This is a genomic window from Exiguobacterium sp. s160, assembly GCF_018617575.1.
In the GTDB taxonomy this organism is placed as follows: domain Bacteria; phylum Bacillota; class Bacilli; order Exiguobacteriales; family Exiguobacteriaceae; genus Exiguobacterium; species Exiguobacterium aestuarii_A.
The window spans coordinates 669,176-692,823 of record NZ_JACSKK010000001.1; the positions used below are offsets into that span (position 1 = coordinate 669,176).

Annotated in this window: 20 protein-coding genes and 2 tRNA genes; 4 read left to right on the forward strand and 18 right to left on the reverse strand. The window is 45.1% G+C overall.

The annotated features are described in order from the left end of the window. Positions 1–8: 8 nt before the first annotated feature. The 13 genes from KNO86_RS03525 to KNO86_RS03585 form a co-directional block, all read right to left on the reverse strand. Positions 9–2,210 carry a 1,4-alpha-glucan branching protein domain-containing protein gene (locus KNO86_RS03525; protein ID WP_214693034.1) on the reverse strand — a complete coding sequence of 734 codons (2,202 nt, stop codon included), beginning with the start codon at positions 2,208–2,210 and terminating at the stop codon, positions 9–11. A gap of 15 nt (positions 2,211–2,225) precedes the next feature. After that, positions 2,226–2,978 carry a DUF4912 domain-containing protein gene (locus tag KNO86_RS03530; RefSeq protein WP_214693035.1) on the reverse strand — a complete coding sequence of 251 codons (753 nt, stop codon included), beginning with the start codon at positions 2,976–2,978 and terminating at the stop codon, positions 2,226–2,228. A 116-nt stretch (positions 2,979–3,094) separates the two neighbouring features. After that, entirely contained in the window at positions 3,095–3,757 is a 663-nt protein-coding gene (gene phoU / locus KNO86_RS03535; RefSeq protein WP_214693037.1) for a phosphate signaling complex protein PhoU, read from the reverse strand. A gap of 16 nt (positions 3,758–3,773) precedes the next feature. Next, entirely contained in the window at positions 3,774–4,535 is a 762-nt protein-coding gene (pstB, locus tag KNO86_RS03540; protein WP_224862754.1) for a phosphate ABC transporter ATP-binding protein PstB, read from the reverse strand. A 110-nt stretch (positions 4,536–4,645) separates the two neighbouring features. Continuing rightward, positions 4,646–5,557, reverse strand: a complete 912-nt coding sequence (pstA, locus tag KNO86_RS03545) for a phosphate ABC transporter permease PstA (protein ID WP_214693039.1) — start codon at positions 5,555–5,557, stop codon at positions 4,646–4,648. 1 nt (position 5,558) lies between these two features. Next, positions 5,559–6,503, reverse strand: coding sequence for a phosphate ABC transporter permease subunit PstC (pstC, locus tag KNO86_RS03550; protein ID WP_074033335.1), 945 nt, complete (start codon positions 6,501–6,503; stop codon positions 5,559–5,561). An 83-nt stretch (positions 6,504–6,586) separates the two neighbouring features. Further along, positions 6,587–7,522 carry a PstS family phosphate ABC transporter substrate-binding protein gene (locus KNO86_RS03555; protein WP_214693040.1) on the reverse strand — a complete coding sequence of 312 codons (936 nt, stop codon included), beginning with the start codon at positions 7,520–7,522 and terminating at the stop codon, positions 6,587–6,589. Positions 7,523–7,675: 153 nt separating this feature from the next. Continuing rightward, positions 7,676–9,739 (reverse strand): peptidoglycan D,D-transpeptidase FtsI family protein, encoded by a 2,064-nt coding sequence (locus KNO86_RS03560; protein ID WP_214693044.1) that lies wholly within the window; start codon positions 9,737–9,739, stop codon positions 7,676–7,678. 156 nt (positions 9,740–9,895) lie between these two features. Next, a complete protein-coding gene (locus tag KNO86_RS03565; RefSeq protein ID WP_074033338.1) occupies positions 9,896–10,504 on the reverse strand; it encodes a superoxide dismutase in 609 nt (202 codons plus the stop codon). An 84-nt stretch (positions 10,505–10,588) separates the two neighbouring features. Further along, positions 10,589–12,061, reverse strand: a complete 1,473-nt coding sequence (locus KNO86_RS03570) for an alpha-amylase (RefSeq protein ID WP_214693046.1) — start codon at positions 12,059–12,061, stop codon at positions 10,589–10,591. A 113-nt stretch (positions 12,062–12,174) separates the two neighbouring features. Beyond that, positions 12,175–12,248 (reverse strand) — tRNA-Ile (locus KNO86_RS03575). Positions 12,249–12,255: 7 nt separating this feature from the next. Further along, a tRNA-Met gene (locus KNO86_RS03580) sits at positions 12,256–12,329 on the reverse strand. Positions 12,330–12,436: 107 nt separating this feature from the next. After that, positions 12,437–14,080, reverse strand: coding sequence for a Na/Pi cotransporter family protein (locus tag KNO86_RS03585; RefSeq protein ID WP_214693048.1), 1,644 nt, complete (start codon positions 14,078–14,080; stop codon positions 12,437–12,439). Between the two features lie 180 nt (positions 14,081–14,260). Between KNO86_RS03585 and KNO86_RS03590 the strand changes: the two genes are divergently transcribed. After that, the gene (locus KNO86_RS03590) at positions 14,261–14,719 is read left to right on the forward strand and encodes a hypothetical protein (RefSeq protein WP_214693050.1); all 459 of its coding nucleotides are present in this window, start codon (positions 14,261–14,263) and stop codon (positions 14,717–14,719) included. Between the two features lie 17 nt (positions 14,720–14,736). On the opposite strand, the gene KNO86_RS03595 is transcribed toward KNO86_RS03590, so the two are convergent. Further along, complete coding sequence (locus KNO86_RS03595) at positions 14,737–16,437, reverse strand: methyl-accepting chemotaxis protein (protein ID WP_214693052.1); 1,701 nt, start codon at positions 16,435–16,437, stop codon at positions 14,737–14,739. A 213-nt stretch (positions 16,438–16,650) separates the two neighbouring features. On the opposite strand from KNO86_RS03595, the gene ispG reads away from it, so the two are divergent. Beyond that, on the forward strand, positions 16,651–17,772 hold the full coding sequence (gene ispG / locus KNO86_RS03600) for a flavodoxin-dependent (E)-4-hydroxy-3-methylbut-2-enyl-diphosphate synthase (RefSeq protein ID WP_214693053.1): 1,122 nt from the start codon (positions 16,651–16,653) through the stop codon (positions 17,770–17,772). Positions 17,773–17,848: 76 nt separating this feature from the next. Beyond that, a complete protein-coding gene (locus KNO86_RS03605; RefSeq protein ID WP_214693055.1) occupies positions 17,849–18,433 on the forward strand; it encodes a hypothetical protein in 585 nt (194 codons plus the stop codon). 38 nt (positions 18,434–18,471) lie between these two features. On the opposite strand, the gene KNO86_RS03610 is transcribed toward KNO86_RS03605, so the two are convergent. The 4 genes from KNO86_RS03610 to KNO86_RS03625 are packed head-to-tail and all read right to left on the reverse strand — an operon-like array spanning position 18,472 to position 21,930. Continuing rightward, the gene (locus KNO86_RS03610) at positions 18,472–19,860 is read right to left on the reverse strand and encodes an NAD(P)H-hydrate dehydratase (RefSeq protein WP_214693056.1); all 1,389 of its coding nucleotides are present in this window, start codon (positions 19,858–19,860) and stop codon (positions 18,472–18,474) included. A 36-nt stretch (positions 19,861–19,896) separates the two neighbouring features. Continuing rightward, the gene (locus KNO86_RS03615) at positions 19,897–20,322 is read right to left on the reverse strand and encodes a Fur family transcriptional regulator (RefSeq protein ID WP_214693057.1); all 426 of its coding nucleotides are present in this window, start codon (positions 20,320–20,322) and stop codon (positions 19,897–19,899) included. Continuing rightward, positions 20,315–21,172, reverse strand: a complete 858-nt coding sequence (locus tag KNO86_RS03620; protein ID WP_214693059.1) for a metal ABC transporter permease — start codon at positions 21,170–21,172, stop codon at positions 20,315–20,317. Before KNO86_RS03620 ends, KNO86_RS03615 begins: the two co-directional genes overlap by 8 nt. Next, positions 21,169–21,930, reverse strand: a complete 762-nt coding sequence (locus tag KNO86_RS03625; RefSeq protein WP_214693061.1) for a metal ABC transporter ATP-binding protein — start codon at positions 21,928–21,930, stop codon at positions 21,169–21,171. The genes KNO86_RS03620 and KNO86_RS03625 overlap by 4 nt, the downstream gene beginning before the upstream one ends. Before the next feature lie 186 nt (positions 21,931–22,116). Between KNO86_RS03625 and KNO86_RS03630 the strand changes: the two genes are divergently transcribed. Further along, complete coding sequence (locus tag KNO86_RS03630; protein WP_214693063.1) at positions 22,117–23,646, forward strand: Ppx/GppA family phosphatase; 1,530 nt, start codon at positions 22,117–22,119, stop codon at positions 23,644–23,646. The last annotated feature ends 2 nt before the right edge of the window (positions 23,647–23,648 follow it).

Here is a 23,648-nt window from a genome sequence, read left to right on the forward strand (position 1 = left end):
AAGCAAGGTTATTTCACGTTCTTTTTCATTGATTCCTGTCCGTAAGGAGAAGATTCAAGAGGTAGGCATGTGTTGACATTCTCGCTTACTTTATACCATTGTTTCAGGTCGTTCATCGAGAGCTCTTCGCCGACATAAACGTACTCCGCTGACGAGAACACACTGTTTTCAATACGATGGATCGCATCGAACAAACCACCGTGCCCGTGCGGGTTCCGTGTCGCTTCAAAGGACAACATAGTTGAGTATAACGGAAGCGCAAGTGATTGCGCAAGTTCTCTTGCAGCTGGAATCGTCATCCAATCAAAGTGATGAATCACTTTGATTGATACCCGTTTCGACAGTTCATGAACGAGTTTAACATACGCAATATTTTGCGTGGCAACCTGATTCATGACGTGCTCTAAAAATGGACTAGTCGGACGAACTCGATACACATGAACGTTTCCGTGTCGTTCGTATTCCGGTAACTCATCGTGATACGGCGTCAGCACATAGACGGTTTCTCCCTCATTTGCTCTCGCCTCCACTTCCTCGACGACACGATGACCAAGTCCACCGACGATATGACCGTGATATTCGGGTGTCAGCATAAGAATTGCCGACTCTTCTGCATCTCGTTCAGTCGTCACGTAATAGTCGTGTGGGGAGAGGAATGAATCGACATCAAGATCTTCGTCTTGAAGGAATGGATACGCCGCATAATGATCATCGAGCAACTTGTTCGAGACAGTGCCTTGATAAAGCGCCGTTTCAAGTTCTGCGAAGAGACGTGTATGCTCCCTGAAGCGTTCAGCCGCATACTGTGCTGTCGTTTGCCCATCTAAGATAAACGCCCAGTCACTCGATACAGCCAACACATAATGGCGAATCAATTGCTTTAACGCACGATTCGTCAAATCCGATCGATCACGATAATCTGCTACGTCTTTGACGAGTTGCATCTCCATCATGTGCAGGTGACGGAGCATCCATTCATTTCGTTCATTGATCCAAACTTCACCGTAGCCTTTTCGTCCCCATGTGTTCATGGAAACATGGACGGTTTGTAAATCTTTGAAGTGACGCTCAAGAAAGATTGCTGGCGTGATTGTTTCGATTCCAAATTCTTCGAGTCGCTCTGCGACTTTCCCAAGAAATTCAGGACCTTCAAACCACCAGTGGCCAAACAATTCCGCATCGAACGGTGCTGTGACCAAGAACGGCGGGAACGTTTGTCCGCCATGTGCCTCCAGGTGCCCTTCTAACGTTTGAGCGAAGTCTGTCGCATGGTTCTCGATTTGATGTTCAGCCCACTCACGTACATAAAAGTCTTTTTGATCGGTGTCACCTGTGATGCGGTGCATTTTTAATCCTGTGTCGAATCGAATGCCTTCCGGATGCATGAACGATTGAATATAGTCCCAATCTCGGTCGTAGGCCAAATCTCGATAAAACTCTCGATAGTCAGGGTGACCTGGATATCCAATCATCGAACTCCAGATTTTACCCGAGATGATTTGGTCTCGTGGGAACAATGCGACACCGTGTGGAGAATAGACCGGAGCACCAATGCCTTTTTCAGGAGTCGGGTCCGCATCGAGCAATGCATGTTCATCGACAAACGTGTATCGAATCCCTTCTTCGTAAAGAATTCGGTCCACGCCTGGTGTATACGCACACTCTGGCAACCAAATCCCTGTCGGACGGAACCCGTAGTGACGTTCGAAACAGTTGAGACCTGTCCGAATTTCAGCCCGTGCCGCCTGCTCCGTGAAGAGATGTGGGTTGAAGCCGTGGGTCGCCGTACATGTCACCATGTCGATATATCCCGCTTCACGATATGTACGGAACGCTTCATTCAAGTTTTTATTCCAATGAAGGAACGTATTTTTTAAGTCGTGATAACGCTGTTCATAGAAATGTAGCGTCGACGTCTCCTCATCCGTTCTTCCCTCTGAGAGTTCTAACGCAATCAATTCAAGCATCTCATCGATATGCTCAACGTAGCGGTCTTGGATGAGCGGGTCTGCGAGCATTTCCACAACTGGTGGCGAAATACTGACTGTCCAATGCAATTGCCGCTTCAAGCGGTCAACTTGCCAAAGGATTGGAATATATGTTTCTGAGATGGCTTCATATACCCATCTTTCTTCTAATCGGTGCTTCTCTTCATGCCTAACGTACGGTAAATGAGCATGAAGGACGAGTGAAAAGTATCCTGGTTTCATGTAAAAATATCCTCCTTAACGTACGTGACGGTATGCCGCATATTTTGGTAATGTATCTAATAACTCAGGAGAATCCACTTCTCCGTACTGCCAACGTCTCACCGGTTCCGCGAAACGTCCGATGCCAGCTGGTTCTGCACGCGGTGTATCAAGCGGTGCCGATACCACGATTGGTAAAAATTCTCCCTCCATCGTACGAATCCCGAATTCGAACACATATGTCGTATTCGGATCGAGAGGACGAACGAACCAACTATTCGTCATTTCAGGTAGGTCGAACGTATATGAACGATTTGCATGACCACTTGCATAATCAAGCAACGTCACGTCTAAAATACGGAATGCTTTCGGTAGCTCTTCCCATCGTCTCATAAACTGAAGCTCTAACGTCTCTTTGACCAAATCAGACACTTCCCAGCACACATAAACCGAGTTCGGTGATTGTACGACTGCATGTAAAAAGTCTACATTGTATCGGTCTGGCAACTGCCAGTATCCTTCTGGCCCTTTCGCAAGAAGTGGCGAAACGTTCACATCACTCGTTTCTTTCGCTGTGGCGACTTGTTTACGCGAAGTTGCTCCTTGCGCTTTAGCCTTTGTTTTTTTATTACTCTTTTGTTTCACAGGGACAACTTCCTCCGACTCTTGTTGCTGATTTCTCCATTTTCGCCATGCGTATTGGACTTTGCCAATCGGGACGTCTAGTTCTGCCGCAATCTGTTTCAACGTAAGTCCTTGTTGCTTCAAGGATACGATTTTCTCTTCCATCTCTGTATGGCTCCCTTCATGTAAAAATCCATGTAGACTATTATTCGCTCATTCTTTATGAATTCCTCCAAAAAAAAAATAAAGAACAACAGCACTGTTGTTCTTTACCACTAATCTTATTGATTCAAATCATAATGTTTCCCTTTTTCAAGAAAAATTAAATGTTCTCCGAAGTTTGTCACGTGATCGCCCATCCGTTCGAGATATCTAGCGATGTTTGAGAACTCGTATACATCGTTCGTTCCGACCGTCATTGCCGGAAGGGAACCGATGTATTGTTTAATCACCGTTAGATTGATTTCGTCAATCACACGGTCCATTTCATTGAGTTCACGGACACGACTCACTTCTCCTTTACGATACGCACGCGTCGCCAATTCGAGCATGTCAATCAACTGTTCAGCCATCTGTTTGAGTGGTTGAATGTCATGTAAATAAGGAACATGTTCAATTCGCGTCACAGCTTTGGCGATGTTCGTCGCGTAATCCGCAATGCGTTCTAAGTCCGTCGCCGATTTCATCGTTACAATCAGACGACGCAAGTCAGTCGCAACAGGCTGTTGCTTAGCAATCAATAAAATCGCTTCGTCGTTGATAGTTAATTCTAAATCATCTAGTTCATTGTCGTTGTCGATTACCGTTTGCGCCAACTCAAGATCATGTTTTTCTAACACTTCGATTGCCGTCGCCGTTTGTCGCATCGTCAAGTTTGCCAAACGGACTACTTTATCTTCTAATTCAGTTAATTTCGTATCAAAAAATGTGCGATTTTGTGCCATCAATCTAGTCTCCTCCTTAACCGAAACGGCCAGAAATATAGTCTTCCGTCCGTTTGTCAGATGGATTCGAGAAAATCTTATCTGTTACATCGAACTCGACAACTTCTCCATTTAAGAAGAAGGCCGTTTTATCCGAAACACGGGCAGCTTGTTGCATGTTATGCGTGACGATGATGATTGAGTACTGCTCTTTCAACTCTTGAACAAGTTCTTCCACTTTCAATGTAGAGATCGGGTCAAGGGCAGATGTCGGTTCATCCATCAAGATGACGTCAGGTTCGATTGCTAGCGTACGAGCGATACAGAGACGTTGCTGCTGTCCACCAGAAAGTCCGTATGCGTTTTCGTTCAGACGATCTTTCACTTCATCCCAAATGGCAGCGCCACGAAGTGAGCGCTCGACAATCTCATCGAGTACTTTTTTATTTTTGATGCCATGCGTACGAGGACCGTACGCTACGTTATCATATACTGATTTCGGGAACGGGTTTGGTTGTTGGAATACCATTCCGACCGATGTACGTAAATCTTCTACTTTATATCCACGGTCGAAGATGTTCCGACCATGATACAAGATTTCACCATTCGTCCGAACAGATGGTACGAGTTCTACCATGCGATTCAACGTTTTAATGAATGTTGATTTCCCGCATCCAGATGGTCCGATGATGGCCGTAACTTCATTCTTTTTAATATCGAGGTTGACGTCAATCAAAGCTTGATCTTCGCCGTACCATAGGTTCAAATTATTGACGACATAAGCGCTATCTTTTTTCATCTCAGTAGTTGTCGGTTCTGTCGTTGTTGTGTTCACGTTTTGATCTCCTTTATTGAGCTCTTGTTGTTTCATCATCTCGAGCTTCCTCCTCATTCATCTGCAAAAACGACTTAATGTCGGTTCGTATATTTGTTTCGGATATAAATCGCTACAGAGTTCATCGCAATGAGCATCGTCATGAGTACGATGATTCCTGCCGCAGCCAAGTTTTGGAATTCTGCTTGCGGTCGACTCGTCCAGTTATAAATCTGGATTGGGAGCGCCGTAAAGTCAGAGAAAATACTGCTTGGTGTTGTTGAAATAAATGTTGCTGCGCCGACCATGATCAACGGTGCTGTTTCACCAATTGCACGAGACACGGCTAGAATGATTCCTGTGATAATCCCAGGAATCGCTGACGGCAAGACGACATTGAACGTCGTCTGCCATTTTGAAGCACCTAGCGCTAAAGAAGCGTGTCGTAACTCCATTTTGACTGCCCGTAAAGCTTCTTGTGAAGCTACAATGACAATCGGTAAACTCATGAGTCCGAGCGTTAACGCACCTGCCATAACCGAGTTCCCTAATTCCATGACTCGGACGAATATCGTCAGACCGAGCAATCCGAAAACGATTGAAGGGACACCAGCCAAGTTCGAAATATTGACTTCGATAAATGAAGTCATTCGATTCTTCGGTGCGTACTCTTCTAGGTAGATGGCTGCACCGACACCGATGACGAACACCATTGGTACGATCAATAACATTAACCAAAATGATCCGATCAATGCAGGATATAGACCAGCATCTTCAGGGCGACGTGACGGGAAGTTACGTAAGAAATCAAGGTCGACCCAGCCCGCCCCTTTTGAGACGATGTCATAAATCAAAGTCGATAAGACGACTAATGCAAAGACGAGTCCTGCCAAAAAGACGTATTTGAAAATTTCATTCAGTTGTAAACGGCGTTTGATTCGTTCAGACACCGTTTCACGATCCATCAGGTTCTTCGTATTCTTGAACTCACTGTTCGGTAAAGCCATATTAGTACTCCTCTCTGAAGCGGCGCGTCACCCAGTTTGCGAACAAGTTCATCAATAGAGTGAAGACGAACAATAACGCACCGACCGCATAGATACTGTAATATTCGATTGTGCCGTAACCTGCGTCACCTTTTGCGATTTGAACGATATATGCTGTCATCGTCTGAATCGCATTGAGCGGATTGAACTCGAAGTTCGGTTGCGACCCACCCGCAATCGTTACAATCATCGTCTCCCCAATCGCACGGCTCATTCCGAGAACGATTGAAGCAATGATTCCAGACGTCGCTGCCGGCATAACGACCTTCGTGGCCACTTCAAGACGCGTTGCACCAAGACCAAGCGCACCATCTCGAATTTTCTTCGGCACCGCACTCATCGCATCTTCAGAAATCGAAGCGATCATCGGTATAATCATGATCCCGACGACAATACCAGGACTAAGCGCATTGTAAATTTGAAGTCCTGGAATCAACGCTTGCAAAATCGGTGTGATGAATGACAACGCGAAGAAACCGAATACGATGGTCGGTACACCTGCCAACACTTCTAAGATCGGCTTTAATACTCGACGCGCTCGCTCCGAAGCGTACTCACTCAAATAAATCGCAGACGCCAGTCCAAGCGGCACTGCAACGATCATTGCAATCACAGTAATTTGGAGTGTTCCCATCACAAGGGCCCATACCCCGAAGCGCTGGTCTGCACTAAGCGGGTACCATTCTGTCGTTCCTAAAAATTCAGCGACAGGCACTCGTTCAAAGAACTTAAATAGCTCAAAGCCAAGTGTGAACGCAATACCGATTGTGGTGACGACCGATACGAATGCGCTCAAGAATAATAAGAACGGCATGATTTTATCAAACACGTTCGTCGTACTATATTTCTTTTGTTTATTTTGTTGAATCATCTCTCGAATCGAGAGCTCTTTGTTTGGTTCATTCATCTCGTGTATCGCTCCCTACCTCTTCATACTAGAAAGCATGGCGAGAAGGTGAGAGTTACCCTCACCTTCTGCCACGTATCATTTTATTCTCCAGCGATCTCATCGATCATCTTCATGTTTTCGTCGTAACGCGCTTGCTCCATTTTTACGTAACCAACCTCTTCAGAAAGGTCAGCTGCATTTTCGTTCATGAAGCGTGCGAAGTCAGCTACTTGCTCTTTGTCTTTCAACGAAGCGTTGTTAACATACGTGTAAATTTCACGTGAGAGCGGGTAAGACAAATCGTTGATTGTGTCATGTGTCGGCTCTACTCCTTCAACATTCAAGGCACGAAGTGTGTCTTGGTTCTCGAGGTAGTAAGCAAATCCGAAGAATCCGATTGCACCTTCTGTCCCAGCTACACCTGTTACGAGTACGTTGTCATCTTCAGACAATTGTGCGTCTTGACGAATATCTGTCTCATCAAGAACTTTCTCGTCGAAGAAATCGTACGTACCTGAATCTTTACCTGGTGCGAAGAATGAGATTTCCTCATCTGGCCAGTCTGAGCGAACATCTTTCCACGTTTTCACGCTCGTATCTGTCCACATCTTATTCAATTCTTCAATCGTGATATCTTGAGCCCAATCGTTCGCCGGGTTCACAACGAGTGAAAGACCATCAAGTGCGACTGAGAGTTGTGTAAATTCCACACCATTTTTCTCAGCTTCAGCTGCTTCTTCTTCTTTGATTTCACGTGATGCGTTCGAGAAGTCTGTCTCTCCCGTCACGAAGCGTTTGAAGCCACCACCCGTACCAGAGACACCGACCGTCACTTCAACTTCTGGTTGTTCAGCTGAATATTCTTCTGCGACTGCTTCCATGATTGGGAATACAGTTGATGATCCGTCCATGACGACTTTTCCTGAGAGCGCATCGCCTTCAGCAGCGCCACCTTCTTCATTGTTCCCACAGGCTGCACCTACGAGTGCGACCGAAGTGATTGAAGCGAGTAAAGCTGATTTTTTCATCCAAGACATTTGTGACGTCCTCCTTGAGTTTGCTTTGATTTTTGTTGTGGATCTGTTGTTCTGTCCTACAATTAATATCCTAATGAACTTCTATTAACGAGAAATAAACGGAACGTAAAAGAATTGTAAAGACAAAAAAAGAAGTCACCGAAGTGACTCCTTTCATTGAAGCATTGCATTCACATCTTCTAAGTTAAAGTAAGCTTTCATAATATCGTGCGCGACACGTGTATTGATTCCTTCCGCTTCAAGTCCAGGCATGATAATCGCCCATGCGATTTCAGGATCATCAAATGGCGCCCAACCTACGTGGTTTGAGTTAAGCGTCTTTATTGGTTCCCCTTTTGCATTACGTTTCGCCTGACCGTCTGCACCTTCAGCAATTGCCTGTGCCGTTCCTGTCTTACCGGCCGCAGTCATCCCTGTCTGTTGCAAAATCCGAGATGAACCAGATGAAGATTCAACCCCTTGACGATATCCTTCACGAACCCGCTCAATATACTCGTCTTGAATATCGACTTTATTCAACGCGTTCGGTTGGAACGTGCTGACGACTTGTTTCTTGTTTTCATCGAGCGAACCTGGCTCAATGATTTCCTTCAGTAAATGCGGCTGAATGCGATAACCGCCATTCGCTAACGCAGAGGTGTATTGTGCCAACTGGATTGGCGTGTACGAGATATACTGTCCAATCGACATATCCATGAGGAGCGTGACACGGTCGGGCACGCTACGGAATCCGGTCGACTCGAACGGTAAATCAATTCCCGTCTCGATTCCGAGTCCGAACTGTTTATAATAATGTTCCATCGTTTCAAACGCCTGTGTGACGTTTTCCCCGACAATTTGTCCAGTCGAATAATAGTCAGCCAAACGCAAGGCAATCTGGAACATATAAATGTTTGACGACATCGCGAGTGCATCTAAATCGTTAATGTTCCCCATGTTACGGTAAGAGGCTTTGGTCGACGATCCGATTTTAATTGGCGCGTCATAAATATATTCTCCCGGCTCGACGACGCCTTCTTCAAATCCATAAGCGACCGTCGCCCCTTTGATGGTTGACCCGATTTGGCTGGCACGGAGCACGGTACCTGTCGAGACATCTTTGAACTCGTTCGTCTCTAGATCAAGCTCCTGACCTGACAAAGCGAGGAGTTCACCCGTCTGCGGGTTCATGACGACAGCAAAAGCTCGGTCGAAATGAGGGCTTCCAGAACGTCCGGCCCGAATCGCTTTTTTCAAAATCTCGTCGACTTCTTTTTGGAATTCAATATCAGTCGACAACACGATATCTTTCCCCGGGTTCCCGCTCACGCGAGTCGGTTCCCCGACCGGTTCACCTTTATACGTCGTGAACACATCGTATGCAGGCGTTCCGCGAAGGACGTCTTCATATTGTTGCTCCAAGTAGGACGTCCCGACACGGTCGTTCAGTCCATATCCTTTCGCCTGATAAGAAGCTCGTTGTTCTGCCGGGATTTGACGATAGCTTCCTAAGAAACTCTTGAACGTCTCATCGAACGGATAGTCCCGTTGATAGTATGGCTCAACGCTCACACCTGGCAACATTTCTAAGTTTTCTTCAATGACTGCCATCTCTTTCGGGCTTGCGCCGATTTTGATGACTTGTGGGTCGAGCGCATAGCCGCTCTCCATATTATGTTTAATGGCGATGATTTCTTCTGTCGCATCATCGAACGTGATCTCTTCTTCTGTGATGGAGTCGAGTAGGAGCCGGTCTACATCTTGGTTGGACAAGGCAGCCCGCTCATCTTCCGGTAACTCCTCCAACAATGCTTGCGTACGTTCTTGTGCGAGTTCTGGATTTGTTGCAATCCAGTAATCTTTACGGTCTCGTTCCGTCATTTTGCGATCTTCTTTCGGAATATCGACGATTTCTGACAACTTTTTGGCGACATCTAAGCGTTCATCCGCTTTCGTCACCTGCGAACGACGGTACATGATCGAGTAGTTTGAAATCGTATCCGCGAGCACTTGACCGTTACGGTCATAAATCTTCCCTCGCGGTACCTCGTATTTAATCTTACTTGACTCAGTTTTTTGTACTTCACGTGCAATCAATTCCCCATTCACGATTTGAACGACGCCTAATCGAAAGATTAAGGTCGCAAATAGAACGAAGACGATGAAAAATAACAAATTTAAACGTAACGGTAAGTGGTTTCGCCGTTTCTTCGGCACTTTCACACGATTTTTTGCCAAGTCCGTTATCTCCTTCCACAATCGATTCCTTCTATAGTATAGCGTACACGGTCATCTACTATTTTGTCCGTTTTTCACTATATCATAATTTGTTTACAAATTAATGAAAGACACAAAAAAACCCGAGACTCTATGGAGAATCTCGGGACAAACGACTTATTTTGCGTCAGCGTACAATTTCGCAACATAATCCCAGTCGATGACGTGGAAGAATGCATTGATGTAGTCAGGACGACGGTTTTGGTAGTTCAAGTAGTAAGCGTGCTCCCAAACGTCAAGTCCGAGGATTGGCGTAACGCCTTCCATGATCGGTGAATCTTGGTTTGGTGTAGATGTCACTTCGAGTTTGCCGTTCTTCACGACGAGCCATGCCCATCCTGAACCGAAACGAGTAGTTGCAGCTTTTGTGAACTCGTCTTTGAATGCATCAAAGCTACCGAACGACTCGTCGATTGCAGCAGCGAGATCGCCTGAAGGTGTCCCGTTCTCGTTTTTCTTCAAGAGTTTCCAGAAGAACGAGTGGTTCCAGTGGCCGCCACCATTGTTACGGACAGCAGTTTGAATGTCAGCAGGAAGCGAATCGATTTTTTGAAGCAAGTCTTCGAGTGAAGAGTACTCCACGTCTTTTCCTTCGAGTGCATTGTTTACGTTTGTGACGTATGTGTTGTGGTGTTTCGTGTGGTGGATTTCCATCGTGCGTGCGTCAATGTGTGGTTCGAGTGCATCATATGCGTAATCAAGTTGTGGTAATTCAAATTTAGCCATTACTAAAATCCCCCTTAAAAGTGTTTTGAACAACGTTCGTTATAAATGTAACAGATTTGTGACGGTCGACTCAATTGTAATGCTTCACTCTACATCTTCTTCTGGTAACGCCCAGACTGAAATAGATCCCGCCGCCACTTTAAATACCCCAAATCCTTCATCATCAATCTCAATTTTATCTTCACGTGTATTCGTCAAGTCGACCCATGTTTCGCCAGCTCGCTCTTCCCCGACAAACATTTTCTTTTCAGCTTCATCTGAAGTTGAGATGAGAACGGCACATCCTGAACGCTCGATCTCCTCCACACCTTTGCGTACCCAGCCGATAACGTTTGCATCATCAAAGTAATCATCCTGTTCCCCATAAGCCTTTTCCCGACGAGCATAAAGAAGCGTGTCAATGGCGAGCTTCATCCCATCAGTCGGGTGAGGTCCGTCGATGCCGTAGTAATCCCCGTAGAAGACACATGGATAGCCATCTTTACGAAGCAAGACGAGACCGTATGCGATTTGCTTGAACCAATCTTTTACCCACGACTCGAGTGCCTCTTCCGGTTGCGAATCGTGATTGTCTACAAACGTCACTGAATGGAGCGGGTGTGACTGAACGAGCGTATCATCAAAAATGGTACGCATATCGAATGCGGCCCCTTCTTCTGACGCCTGATGTAATTTATAGTGGAGCGGAACATCGAATAAATCGACGTGGTAATCGATGTTATCGAGGAATTCACGGCATGCTTCCAAATCAGACTTCCAAAACTCTCCGACGAAATAGAATTGATCGCCTTTCTCTTCCCGCATCGTTTGACTGAACTCTTTCACGAAATCATAGTTGATATGTTTGATTGCATCCAATCGGAAGCCGTCACATTTCGTTTCCTCAATGAACCATTTACCCCAGTTCAAGACTTCTTCCCGAACTTCAGGATGATGATAATCGATGTTTGCGAACATCAAATAGTCATAGACACCGAATTCGTCATCGACATTGTCGTTCCATCTTTTGTTTTCTCCAACAATAAAGAAGATACCAGAACGATCTGTCGCCGCATCATAGTCGGTACCGTTAAAATGTGTGAAGTCCCATTTAAATGTAGAATACTTCCCATCACGAGCTTCATAATCAAACTTAGTCCATCCTTCGATTTCAAAAGGTTCTTCTGAAAGAACTTTCGTACGATCATTCTGATCCACTTCGAGCACTTCGAACTTCTCGGTCGCGTCTGCTCCTGCTTTATGGTTCATGACGACATCCATATAAATTTGCATCCCGAGTTCTTGCTGACAATAGGTTGTCGCTTCAAGAAGCTCTTTTTTCGTTCCGTATTTCGTGGCAATCGATCCTTTTTGATCGAACTCACCTAAGTCATATAAGTCATAGATGCCATATCCTGTGTCTTCGCCGCTTTGCCCTTTTGTGACAGGTGGTAACCAAAGCGCCGTAATCCCAGCTTTATTTAAATCTTCCGCTCTCTCTTTTAACCGCTTCCAATGTTTTTGATCCGCTTCGACATGCCATTCAAAAAACTGCATCATGGTGTGATTTCGTTCCATTTTGTCCGCCTCATTTCATATTTTTCAAAAAACAAAATGCTAACGACTATTTACCCACGAATTTTAGATTGAAAACAAAAAAACAACTTTCACAAAATGAAAGTTGTTTAAAATGGACCCTGTAGGACTTGAACCTACGACCGGACGGTTATGAGCCGTCTGCTCTAACCAGCTGAGCTAAGGGTCCTTATAAGTAGCGGCGGAGGGAGTCGAACCCACGACCTCACGGGTATGAACCGTACGCTCTAGCCAGCTGAGCTACACCGCCATGTTGTTATACAGTAATAATATACTGAATTTGCTCCATACTGTCAAGGGAAATTCCTTTCCATTGAAAAGAAAAGCACTCCAACACGTAGTTGGAGTGCCTCATCTTTATACCGTCACTTCGTTTGCATCTTCGAGTGTGATTTCCGTGATGTTCATAGCATGGTCACCGATACGCTCAAGGTTTGAGAGCATGTCGACGAAGAACATACCTGCTTGTCCATCACAAGCACCCGTGTTCAAACGAACAACGTGATTTTTACGGAATTGACGCTCGAGCATGTCGAGTTTCGCTTCCATTTCGATGACTTTACGTGCTTCAACCATGTCACCGCTCGCTAACGTCTGAAGTGATTTCTCTAACGTTTCGCGTGTGAGGTCATACATTTCAGTCAATTCTTTTTGAGCATCTGCTGAAAGTGTCACTTTCGTAGCAGTCTTATAGTCAATCAACTCAATGATGTTTTCAACGTGGTCACCGATACGTTCGATGTCGTTGATTGCATGCATGAGCGTCTTGTGCTCTTGTGATTCTTGCTCAGTCAAATCAACCGCAGCCAATTTCACAAGGTAATCTGTAATTTTCGCATTCAACGAGTTTAACGCTTCTTCGATATGCGCAGACTTTTCAGAGTGCTTCTTATCTCCTGTTGTCAAATAGTTGCGCGCTTCGTCGAGACCAAGTTTTGCGAAATCTCCCATGCGGATGACTTCGTATTTCGCTTGTTCCACTGCAATCGAAGGAGATTGCTGAATGAAGATTGGGTCCAAGTGCTGTGCTTTCGTATCGACGATTGAATCCTCACCAGGAACCAATTTCGTCACGATCCAAGCAATCGTTCCAATGAACCAGAATTGGACGAATGTATTGACGACGTTAAACGTTCCGTGAGCGAATGCAATTTGCATCTTGTCTTCAATTGCCAAGAAGTCTGTAATCCAATAAATATAGTTTGTGAACGGAATCAACAAGATCATGAAGATTGTCGTTCCGATTAAGTTAAAGATAACGTGTGCTGCAGCTGCGCGACGTGCGGCAACCGATGCACCGATTGATGCTAAAATGGCAGTGATTGTCGTACCAATGTTGTCACCAAATAATACTGGAAGAGCGGCATCCAAGTCGATTGAACCACCTGCATAGAGCTCTTGCAAAATTCCGATTGTTGCAGAAGATGACTGGACGATAACTGTAAATACTGTACCGACAATGACACCGAGGAACGGATTGTCACTCATTGATTGCGTCAAGTCGATGAAATACTCACTTGAGCGGAGCGGACGCATGCCGTCTCCCATCAACTCAAGACCGTAGAACAATGCACCAAGTCCAAAGATGACTTGTCCAAGATGTTGGTAACGCTCTTTCTTAAAGAAGAAGAGTAAGACTGCACCGATTGCAATCATCGGGAGTGAATACTCACCGACATCGAATCCGATGATAAATGCCGTCACCGTTGTACCGATGTTTGCCCCCATGATGACCCCGATCGCTTGACGGAGTGTCATGAAGCCGGCGCTAACAAGTCCGACCGTAATAACGGTTGTACCTGAAGAAGATTGAATCAATACAGTAACGATAATCCCGGCGAGTACACCAAGGAATGGATTCGTTGTATACTTATCTAGGATGTCGCGCAGGCGATTCCCTGCAGACTTTTGGAGTCCGTCTCCCATCGATTTGATCCCGAAGAGGAAGATCCCTAGACCTCCAAAAAACATGAATAACATTTCTTGCAAATTGTATTCCACGATTTTTGTACTCCTTTTAATTAAGAATTGGTTGGATTTGCTTGGTTTTTAATGCCCTACTCATTATGCCTTCATCGGCATCTTCATGTAAACACGTTTTATGTAAAAGTTTTATTAAAACACTGTACTAATTTTAATGTTTTTATGGATGTTGTAATATAACAGATTGGAGTTTTTAGCATGTTGTCCACCATTTTTACATTTATTCGAACGAGCGTAGTGCCGTCAAAACGAGCCCTCCGTCTCCGCCTCGCTCCACTTCACGCCTATATGGGAGCCACTTTTGTGTTGACGTTACTCATTACCGTCTTGGACTTTATTGTGATTCGTCCTGACTTTTTCATTCCGATGTGGCTCTTCTTACACGGATTCGCCATCTTCTTTTTCTATTTAATCTGGGTCGCTTTCATGGCTTTATATGTTCAATTATTTACAAGAGTCTATTCCAAAAACATGTGGGCTTACCGCCAAGCTTGGCCATACGCAGTGTCGATGACACTTGTACCAACAATTTTATTAGTGATTTTGTATCACATGAACTCTTCATTGATTTCGATTGGCTTTGTGATTGGACTTGGATATATCACCTATCCATTAACAAAAGTACCTCAAAAAAAACAACGACGAGCGTCTTCGTGAACGCTCGTCGTTGTTTTTTATTTTGGTGAAAGATCCTCAAGCGTTCGATTTAACGCTTCGCTTTGGTCTTCTAAATCTGCGCCCGCAGATCGTAAGGCAGATTGAACGTATGACCACCGATCGACTCCCTCGCTCAGCTCTCCCAATTTTTGTTCAAGTAACGAACTGATTTCTCGTAGTTGCTCATTTGATTCGATTAATTGTAAAAGCTGTCTACCTGTGTGTGAGGTATGATCCGTGATGGATTGAAACTCGCCTAGCTGAACTTTGATCTCGTGATCGATCGTTCCAATTCCACTCTCTACTCGTGAAACGGCATCTTTTAATCCATGTACTTGATTGATGAAGTCATGGACTTCCACTAACAAATCCTTTCGCTCCTCGTTCAGCGCTTCGATTGCATATACCGCGAGCAGTGTCGCTTCATTTGTCATTTTCGCTAAGTTCCCCACCTCACTGGCAACAACAGCAAATCCTTTCCCATGCTCGCCCGCTCTTGCCGCTTCGATTGATGCGTTTAGCGATAACATTTTTGTGGCTGCCGAAACCGAGAGGATACTCTTCAGCGCTTCATCCGCTTTTGACGAGTTGGCTTCGCTTTCGATTAATTTTTGCTGAATATTCCCCACTTGGTGTTCAACATACTCACTTGCGTTTTTGACAGAAGAAAACGTTTCAAGTTCATCATGTAAAATGGACTTCAAGCGATTCCCTCGCTCATCGACACTGTCCATTTGACGTCCGAGCATTTCGATTTGTTCGGTCACTTCCTTCATTTTTGATGTAGAGTCGCTCGTTACCATCTGATACGAATCACTCGTATGTTCTACAGTGGTTGCGACTTCTTGGAACTGTTCCACTTGATGATGACTGTTCATCAATTCCCGTTTAAAGACAGGAAGACTTTGATGGAACGCATTTGCCGTCTTCCCCATCATTTCCATAGATTGATTCCATAAGCGAATGAACGTATTGAACTCCGTTTCGAGAATATGAATCTCCTTTGATTTTGCTCCGAGTGACACATCATCGAATCGGCGCGATTCTACGGCATGACGCAATGAATTGGCAAGTATACTCAACGGTCTGACTTCGCGCTGAATCAATCGTGTAAATAGGATTGCCATCCCTATCATCGAAATCAATAAGATATAAATGATCAATCGTCGTAGCTCATTCATCGGACCAAGTGTCGATTCTTTCGTTACGACGAGAACATAATCCGCTTTTAACTCAGGAATGGAGATAGATGCCATTAAGTATCGCTCCGTTTCTGTCACTTCCGGTTTCGTCTTCGATGCGACTTTCTCCAGGCTTTCTGTTCTCTCCATCCCTTTTGGTCCACTCAATTGCTCAATAGACTGTCCACGCACTAAAAATTGTGCGGCTTCGAATTCATCCCCCGATAGAATAGAAGCTTGTTGCATATAAGTAGATTTTAATGAACGATTCAGTTGCTTCTCGTTTGCAACGTATGCACTGTAGGATGTCTTTACCGCTTCTCGCATGACCGTGACTTCCCGGACGAGACGTTGCTCGATTTCTGCGGACAAGAGTTGTTCAGACTTTAATGCGAACCAACCAAACGTCATGATAAAGACTAGTAAAATAAGCGGCATGAGCGTCCATTGGAGGCGGTGTGCCATTTTATAATGTCGATTCGGTCGATTGTTTTCTCTCGCTTCCTTCATTTGATTCCGTTTGAAGCCCCATTTCATATGTTGCCACCTCTTTTTCTATTCTCGCCTTTATATCGGTCTTGAGACGGTGGAAAATTATGAAGTAGATGTTAAGATAACGTTAGAGTTTGTAAAGAGCACACATCCGTTACGCATCCTAGATGCTTTTTCACATTCTTTTCGTTATGATAATGAAGAAACCTTATTTTCTTAAATCGATTGGAATCTTTCCAAAAGAAGGAGATTACGTATATGTCAGAAATTTTGCATCGTTCATTAACTCGTCCGATTCGCGTCGGTAATTTGATTATCGGAGGATCGAACGAAGTCGTCATTCAATCTATGACTACAACAAAAACTCACGACGTCGAGGCAACTGTCGCCGAGATTAAGCGTCTAGAAGAAGCTGGGTGTCAGGTTGTTCGCGTGGCATGTCCAGACGAACGTGCAGCTGACGCACTCGCTGAAATCAAGAGCCGTATTAACATCCCGCTCGTTGTCGATATTCACTTCGACTACAAGCTTGCTTTAAAAGCTATCGAAAGTGGCGTCGATAAAATTCGAATCAACCCAGGTAACATCGGTCGCCGCGAAAAAGTAGAAGCTGTCGTAAACGCCGCGAAGGCAAAAGGAATCCCGATTCGAATCGGTGTCAATGCCGGGTCACTCGAGAAACAATTCCTTGAAAAGTATGGTTATCCGACTGCACAAGGAATGGTCGAGAGTGCGATGCACCACGTGAAGATTCTCGAAGATCTCGGATTCTATAACACAATTATTTCACTCAAAGCTTCTGACGTAAACTTGGCACTTGAAGCGTATACGCTCGCTGCGAAGACGTTTGATTACCCGCTCCATGTCGGAATCACAGAATCAGGTCCACTTTTCTCTGGTTCACTTAAATCAGCAGCCGGGCTTGGCGCAATCCTCTCACTCGGAATCGGTTCAACGGTTCGTGTCTCTCTTTCAGATGACCCAGTCGAAGAGGTAAAAGTTGCGAAAGAAGTGCTCAAGTCATTTGGTCTTGCTGCAAATGCCGCAACATTGATTTCTTGTCCGACTTGTGGTCGAATCGAAATCGATTTGATCTCGATCGCGAAAGAAGTAGAAGAATATATTCAAAACATTAACGTCAACATTAAAGTTGCTGTTCTCGGTTGCGCGGTAAACGGTCCTGGTGAAGCACGTGAGGCTGACATCGGTATCGCCGGTGCCCGCAATGAAGGTCTTCTTTTCCGCCACGGTAAGATTATCCGTAAAGTTCCTGAAGCCACGATGGTTGAGGAATTGAAAAAAGAAATCGATGCGATTGCTGCTGAGAAGATAGCTGAACGCGAGCGTGAAGAACAAGAGCTTGCTAATCAATCAAATTAATGAATCACTTTACCCGCACGGTTGCAACCGTGCGGGTTTTTGATAGAATAGAGGGCATGTGAGGAGGAGTGATGAGATGCGAATCGGTATTGATTTAGATGGGACCGTAACAGACCCTAGAAGTTGCTTTATATATATGAATGAATCACTTGGTTACTCCATTGACTATCATCGTGCGACAGAGTATGAACTGCATACGTATACCACGATGGAACAGCATGAGTTTTGGAAGTTTATGATTGAAGAAGGACATGAGGAAGCAATCTATCGTCGTTCCCTTCCCCATTCCGATGTATTGGACGTATTATGGAAGTTGAAACAACAACATCACCTTCACTACGTCACTGCAAGAAGCGAGGCGGTTCGACCTGTCACAGAAGAATGGATTACGAGTCACCGACTTCCACTCGATTCGCTCGTGATGACCGGATCACACGATAAAATCAATGTCGTCAAAGACTTGTCACTCGAATTATTCATGGAGGACCGTTATGAGAATGCGGTATCGATCCACGAAGAAACGTCTATCCCCGTCCTATTGTTCGATGCACCTTACAATCGGAAAGTGCTACCTGAAGGTGTGACACGTATCTCAACATGGCGTGAAGCGCATCACCAGATTGCGCATATCGAAAAACAAATAGTTCTTAACCAACGCTAAGAAGACATTCCCGTTCAGCTAACGGGAATGTCTTCTTTTTATATACGACCAAGTTCTTCAATCACGTCGCTTGCCAGTACACTTGCTGGATGAATCGTTTGACTGATCGATTTAGCTGCGAGTGCGTGCCAAAGGACTGCTTGTTCATTTGGTGACCATGACCCACCTTCTCTCGCCCATAAAGCGAGCAAAATTCCTGTCAACACGTCGCCGCTCCCTCCTTTGGCTAGGGCAGAGGCTTCCACTGTATTGACCGCGCCAGTTCCATCGGGTGCCACGATGAGGGTATATGTCCCTTTTAAAATCAGATGGACACGGTGCTCTATTGCAAATTCGGCAGCAATGGTGAAACGGTCATTTTCAATTTCTTCAACTGATCGACCTGTCAATTTAGAAAATTCACCAGGGTGCGGGGTGAGGATGAGCGGTCCTCGTGCTTCAAGTCGCTTTGTCGATAGTGCGCCCGCGTCAACGATGACGGGACACGACTGCCGAGTCACTTGTTGCCAAATCAAGTCCAAACCCTCACCTTCCACCATTCCAGGACCGATTGCAATCGCGTCGTATGTTTTTTCCAAGAGATCCGTATGCTGGTCGTACATCGCTTCAGGTAACGTCGAAATGAGAGGACTCGCCTCCCTTGGGATCGAGAGGTTTAACAAGCCAATCCCGGAGCGAAGTGCTGCGCGGCCAGCCATAAATGGGGCCCCGAGAAGATGACGACTCCCTCCAATCAATATGCCGTGCCCATAATCCGTTTTATGACTGAATCGGTCTCTCTCTAAAAGCGATTGATCAAAATCAGATTCGGTCAATACGTTCCAGTCCGATGTATGCGGGAGCCCGATATCGATTCGTTCGAGCTGCCCATAATAAAGTGCAGTGCGGTTTAAAAAAACTGTCCGCTTATAGCCATGTAAAGAATAAGTATGGGTCGCCTGAACAGCCAGGCCATCAAACTCACGAGCGTGGTCACTCGGCATACCGGAAGGAATGTCAATCGACAACACCTCTGCCGATTGTTCATTGATCCATTCAATGACGTCTCTCGCTTTTCCTGAAACGGGTCCTGAGAGTCCGACACCGAACAACGCATCAATGATGACGTCCGTAGCAATCGGTTGTTCAATGATGTGAACGAATGATGCCGCATAAATCGCGTGTGTCGATGCCGCCTCCGATTTACTTTCACCTAGTGGTGACCAAACGCTCACGTTGTGACCTTTCACCGCAAGTTCTCTCGCGACAACCCATCCGTCTCCGCCGTTATTGCCTTTCCCACAAATCACTAGAATTGTTGAAGAGGAATCTATCTGCATCTTCGGCACGATTGCCGAAGCCGCTCGTTCCATCAATACTGCCTCAGGCATCCCGTTTTGACTGGCGGTTTGATCGATCTGTTTGATTTCTTTCGCTGTGTAAATCATCTGACTTCCCCCTTTCGATACAAAAAAGGGATTGAATCAATTCAATCCCTTTTGCTTACATTCTTTACAATACCCATATATCTCAAATTTATGATCGACCACTTCAAATTCAGGATCCACTGTTTCTACAAAACGCATCGGACACAAATCAAGTAGTTTTGTCTTTCCGCAACTTCGACAAATCAAATGGTGATGATGATGTGATGCGCTACATGTGACGCGAAACGACTTTTCGCCTTCAAGCTCTGTCGCTTCGAGTAGCCCTTCCTCAGCAAAAGACTTGAGGTTTCGATAAACTGTATCAAAACTCATCGTCGGATGCCTATCGCGCATATATTCCAGTACGTCTTTAGCACTGACGTAGCGATCTTCTTCAGAGAGAAAGGCGTACATCTCAAGACGTTTCGGCGTAACTTTTAAAGAAGATGCACGAAGACGATTCAATTGTTCAGTCTCATTCATGTTGTACCTCCTTTTTCCTGAAACTCATCACTTTCTCAAGAATCATGACACCCGCCAAGATACCGACCGCGATTAACACGATGACCCCACCTGGTGCGACATCAAGGTCGTAAGCAAGGACAAGTCCACCGATTGTCGCAACTTCACCAAAGATGATGGACCAAAGGATTGTCTGTTTGAAACTTGAAGTGAAACGTAACGCCGCTGCGACAGGTAGCGTAATCAAACTTGATACGAGAAGCGTACCGACGATTCGCATACTGACAGCGATGACAAGTGCCACGATGAACATGAACAATAGATGGAGCAATGTGCTCGGAAGTCCCGAGACTTTCGCTTGTTCTTCATCAAATGACAAGAACAATAACTGTTTATAGAAGATAAAGATTACAAGGACCGTTAAAATCGCCACACTGACAATCAATGTGATATCTGACTGACTCACTGCGGAGATTGATCCGAATAATAACGTCGACAAATCCACGGAGAATCCTCTTGAGAGCGAGATGAAAATAGCACTCAGTCCCATCCCAGCTGACATCATGATGGGAATCGATAATTCTTGAAAGTGAACATATTTACTTCGTAACCAGTTGAGTCCGAGCGCCGCCAATACCGAAATCAACGTTCCCATATAGAGAGGATTGAGATCAGCGAACAAGGCGATGTATTGCCCGAGAAACAAGCTGAATGAAATACCGGCAAGCGTCATATGTGACAGGGCATCGGCAATCAAACTCATTCGTCTAACGACGATAAACGAGCCGATGAGCGGTGCTGTGAAACCAATGACGAGCGCTGCAATGAACGCATAACGTAAAAAACTGTATGTCCAAAGGTCTGCAATCATGTTGTACCCTCATGGACAAGCACTTTCACAGGATATGGTTTAATGGATGACGCCAGTTCACCGAGCTCGCTATATTCTCGAAGACCACAATTACATGCCAAACGCCCACGGTCGAGATGAACGACTTTCGTGACGAGGTCCGTCACGACGTTTAAATCATGGGTGACGAGGACGAACGTACACGTCGTATGTTCCCTGAGCATATGCAACACTTCATAAAAGTCTTGTAAGTGTTTCTGGTCCACACCAACCGTAGGCTCATCTAAAATCAATAAATCAGGTTGATTGACCATTGCCCGCGCGATAAAGACGCGTTGTTGTTGACCTCCTGACAAGTCCCCAATTTTACGATGGCGGAACTGCCACATGTTGACCGTCTCAAGCGCATTTTGAATCGCTGCCTGATCCTCCATTTTTAGACGCTTGAATAAACCGAGGCGGCCATATCTCCCCATCGCCACAACTTCTTCAACCGTAACCGGGAATCCCGAGTTAAATGAAGCCGCTTTTTGGGAAACGTAACTGATACGAGACTTATCTTTAAACTGCGAAATTGGCTTTCCGAACAGTTCAACGGATCCTTGTTGTGGTTGTAGTAAACCAAGAATCGTTCGAATCAATGTCGACTTCCCAGAACCGTTTTCTCCAACGATTGCGACGAAGTCCCCTTGTCGAATATCAATCGAAACTTGTTGTAAGGCCGGTGTCCCATCATAGTAATAAGACACATCGTTTAATTTGACGACGGATGCTGTCATCTAATCCCTTCTCTCATTTGATAAATCGTAATCATTTCTACTTTCTAGGCGTTTGTATTATACAGAATATCCGGCACGCCTTCAAGCGAGACCGTTTTCGTTAATCAAAATGTTTTAAATTCACGTAAATCATATGTTCGTCCAAAACCTTGTCGATTACACTAAAGATATGAAGGGGATGGTTTTATGGAAAAGAAACTTGCAGTCATCGATATCGGATCCAACTCGATTCGGAATGTCATCTTTGAAGTCAACGAGGAAGGACAATATTTCGAGCGCCTAAACGTGAAAGAAGTAGCTCGTTTATCTAGTCATATTAGTGACTCGAATGAAATGACAGAGGACGGAATCGCTGCTTTGATCGATACGCTTCGGCATTTTAAAGAATTGAACGATTATCATATCGTTACTGATGTTCTTCCTGTCGCGACAGCGGCCATCCGAAATGCAAACAATTCGGATGATATCTTACAGCAAGTGAAAAACGCCACCGGTATGACGATTCGCTTACTAAGTGATTACGAAGAAGCATTCTATGGGTACTCTGCCATTGTCAATTCGACATATGTTGAAGACGGTTACTCTGTCGATATCGGCGGGGGATCAATGGAAGTCACCTATTTCCAGAATCGTGAGCTTGTCTTTTATCATAGCTTCCCATTTGGAGCCGTCACCTTGACGAAAGAGTTCATGAAAGACGATACGATGACCAAAGACGAACGCAAAGCGTTGACCTCATACTTAAAGAAAGCATTTAAAGAAATCGAATGGTTAGAACCTCATGGCGTCCCGCTTGTCGGCGTCGGAGGAACAGCCCGTAACTTAGTTCGCGTCGAACAGACCATGTCGAATTTCCCACTTGAAGGAATCCATCAATATACGATTTCATCCGATCAACTCGAAGAAGTCGTGGATGAACTCGTCGACATGTCGAGTAAGCAACTCGGACGATTAGATGGATTGTCAAAAGATCGTGTCGACATCATCGCCCCGGCTGTCACAGCAATCGGCGAACTGGCGAAATATTTGAAAGTTCCGGAGTTCACGATGAGCAATAACGGACTTCGAGAAGGATTGTTTTATGAGAACTATTTACATGAGCATGATAAAGTGCGGTTTGCCGATGTGAAAGAAGAAAGCTTTCGACATTTTGAAAAACAATATGATGTGAACCCGACCCGCCACCAACACTTGATTCGATTGGCTCGTCAGCTGTATACCGGACTGATTGAAGAGAAGGCCATCAAACCGAAACCGTTCGAACCAGGTCTACTCGAGGGTGCTTGTCGTCTCGCTTATGTCGGGGAATATATCGACCATAACAATAAGAGCGACCACACGTTCCATTTGATCACGACGAATGATTTCAAAGGGTTGAATAATGAAGACCGGCTCGCACTCGCGCTTGTTACATCATTTAAATCAAAACGCGTGTTAGAACAACATATCGAGGCCTTTCCGAAGTGGTTTGACCACAAATTGTTGAAGAGTCTTGAATTGCTCGGTTCAATTGTCAAACTTGTCGATGCACTTGATTTGACTGAGCGCCAAATCGTCACGGACATCCACGTCTCTAGCTCAAAAGATGGTCTTACACTCTCATTAGATACGAACGGGTCTGCCCGCTTTGAGTTACAACGAAGCACTCGACACAAAAAACACTTAGAACGCGCAATCGACCAATCGATTGAGATTGTCTTGAACGAGGAGGAATAAAC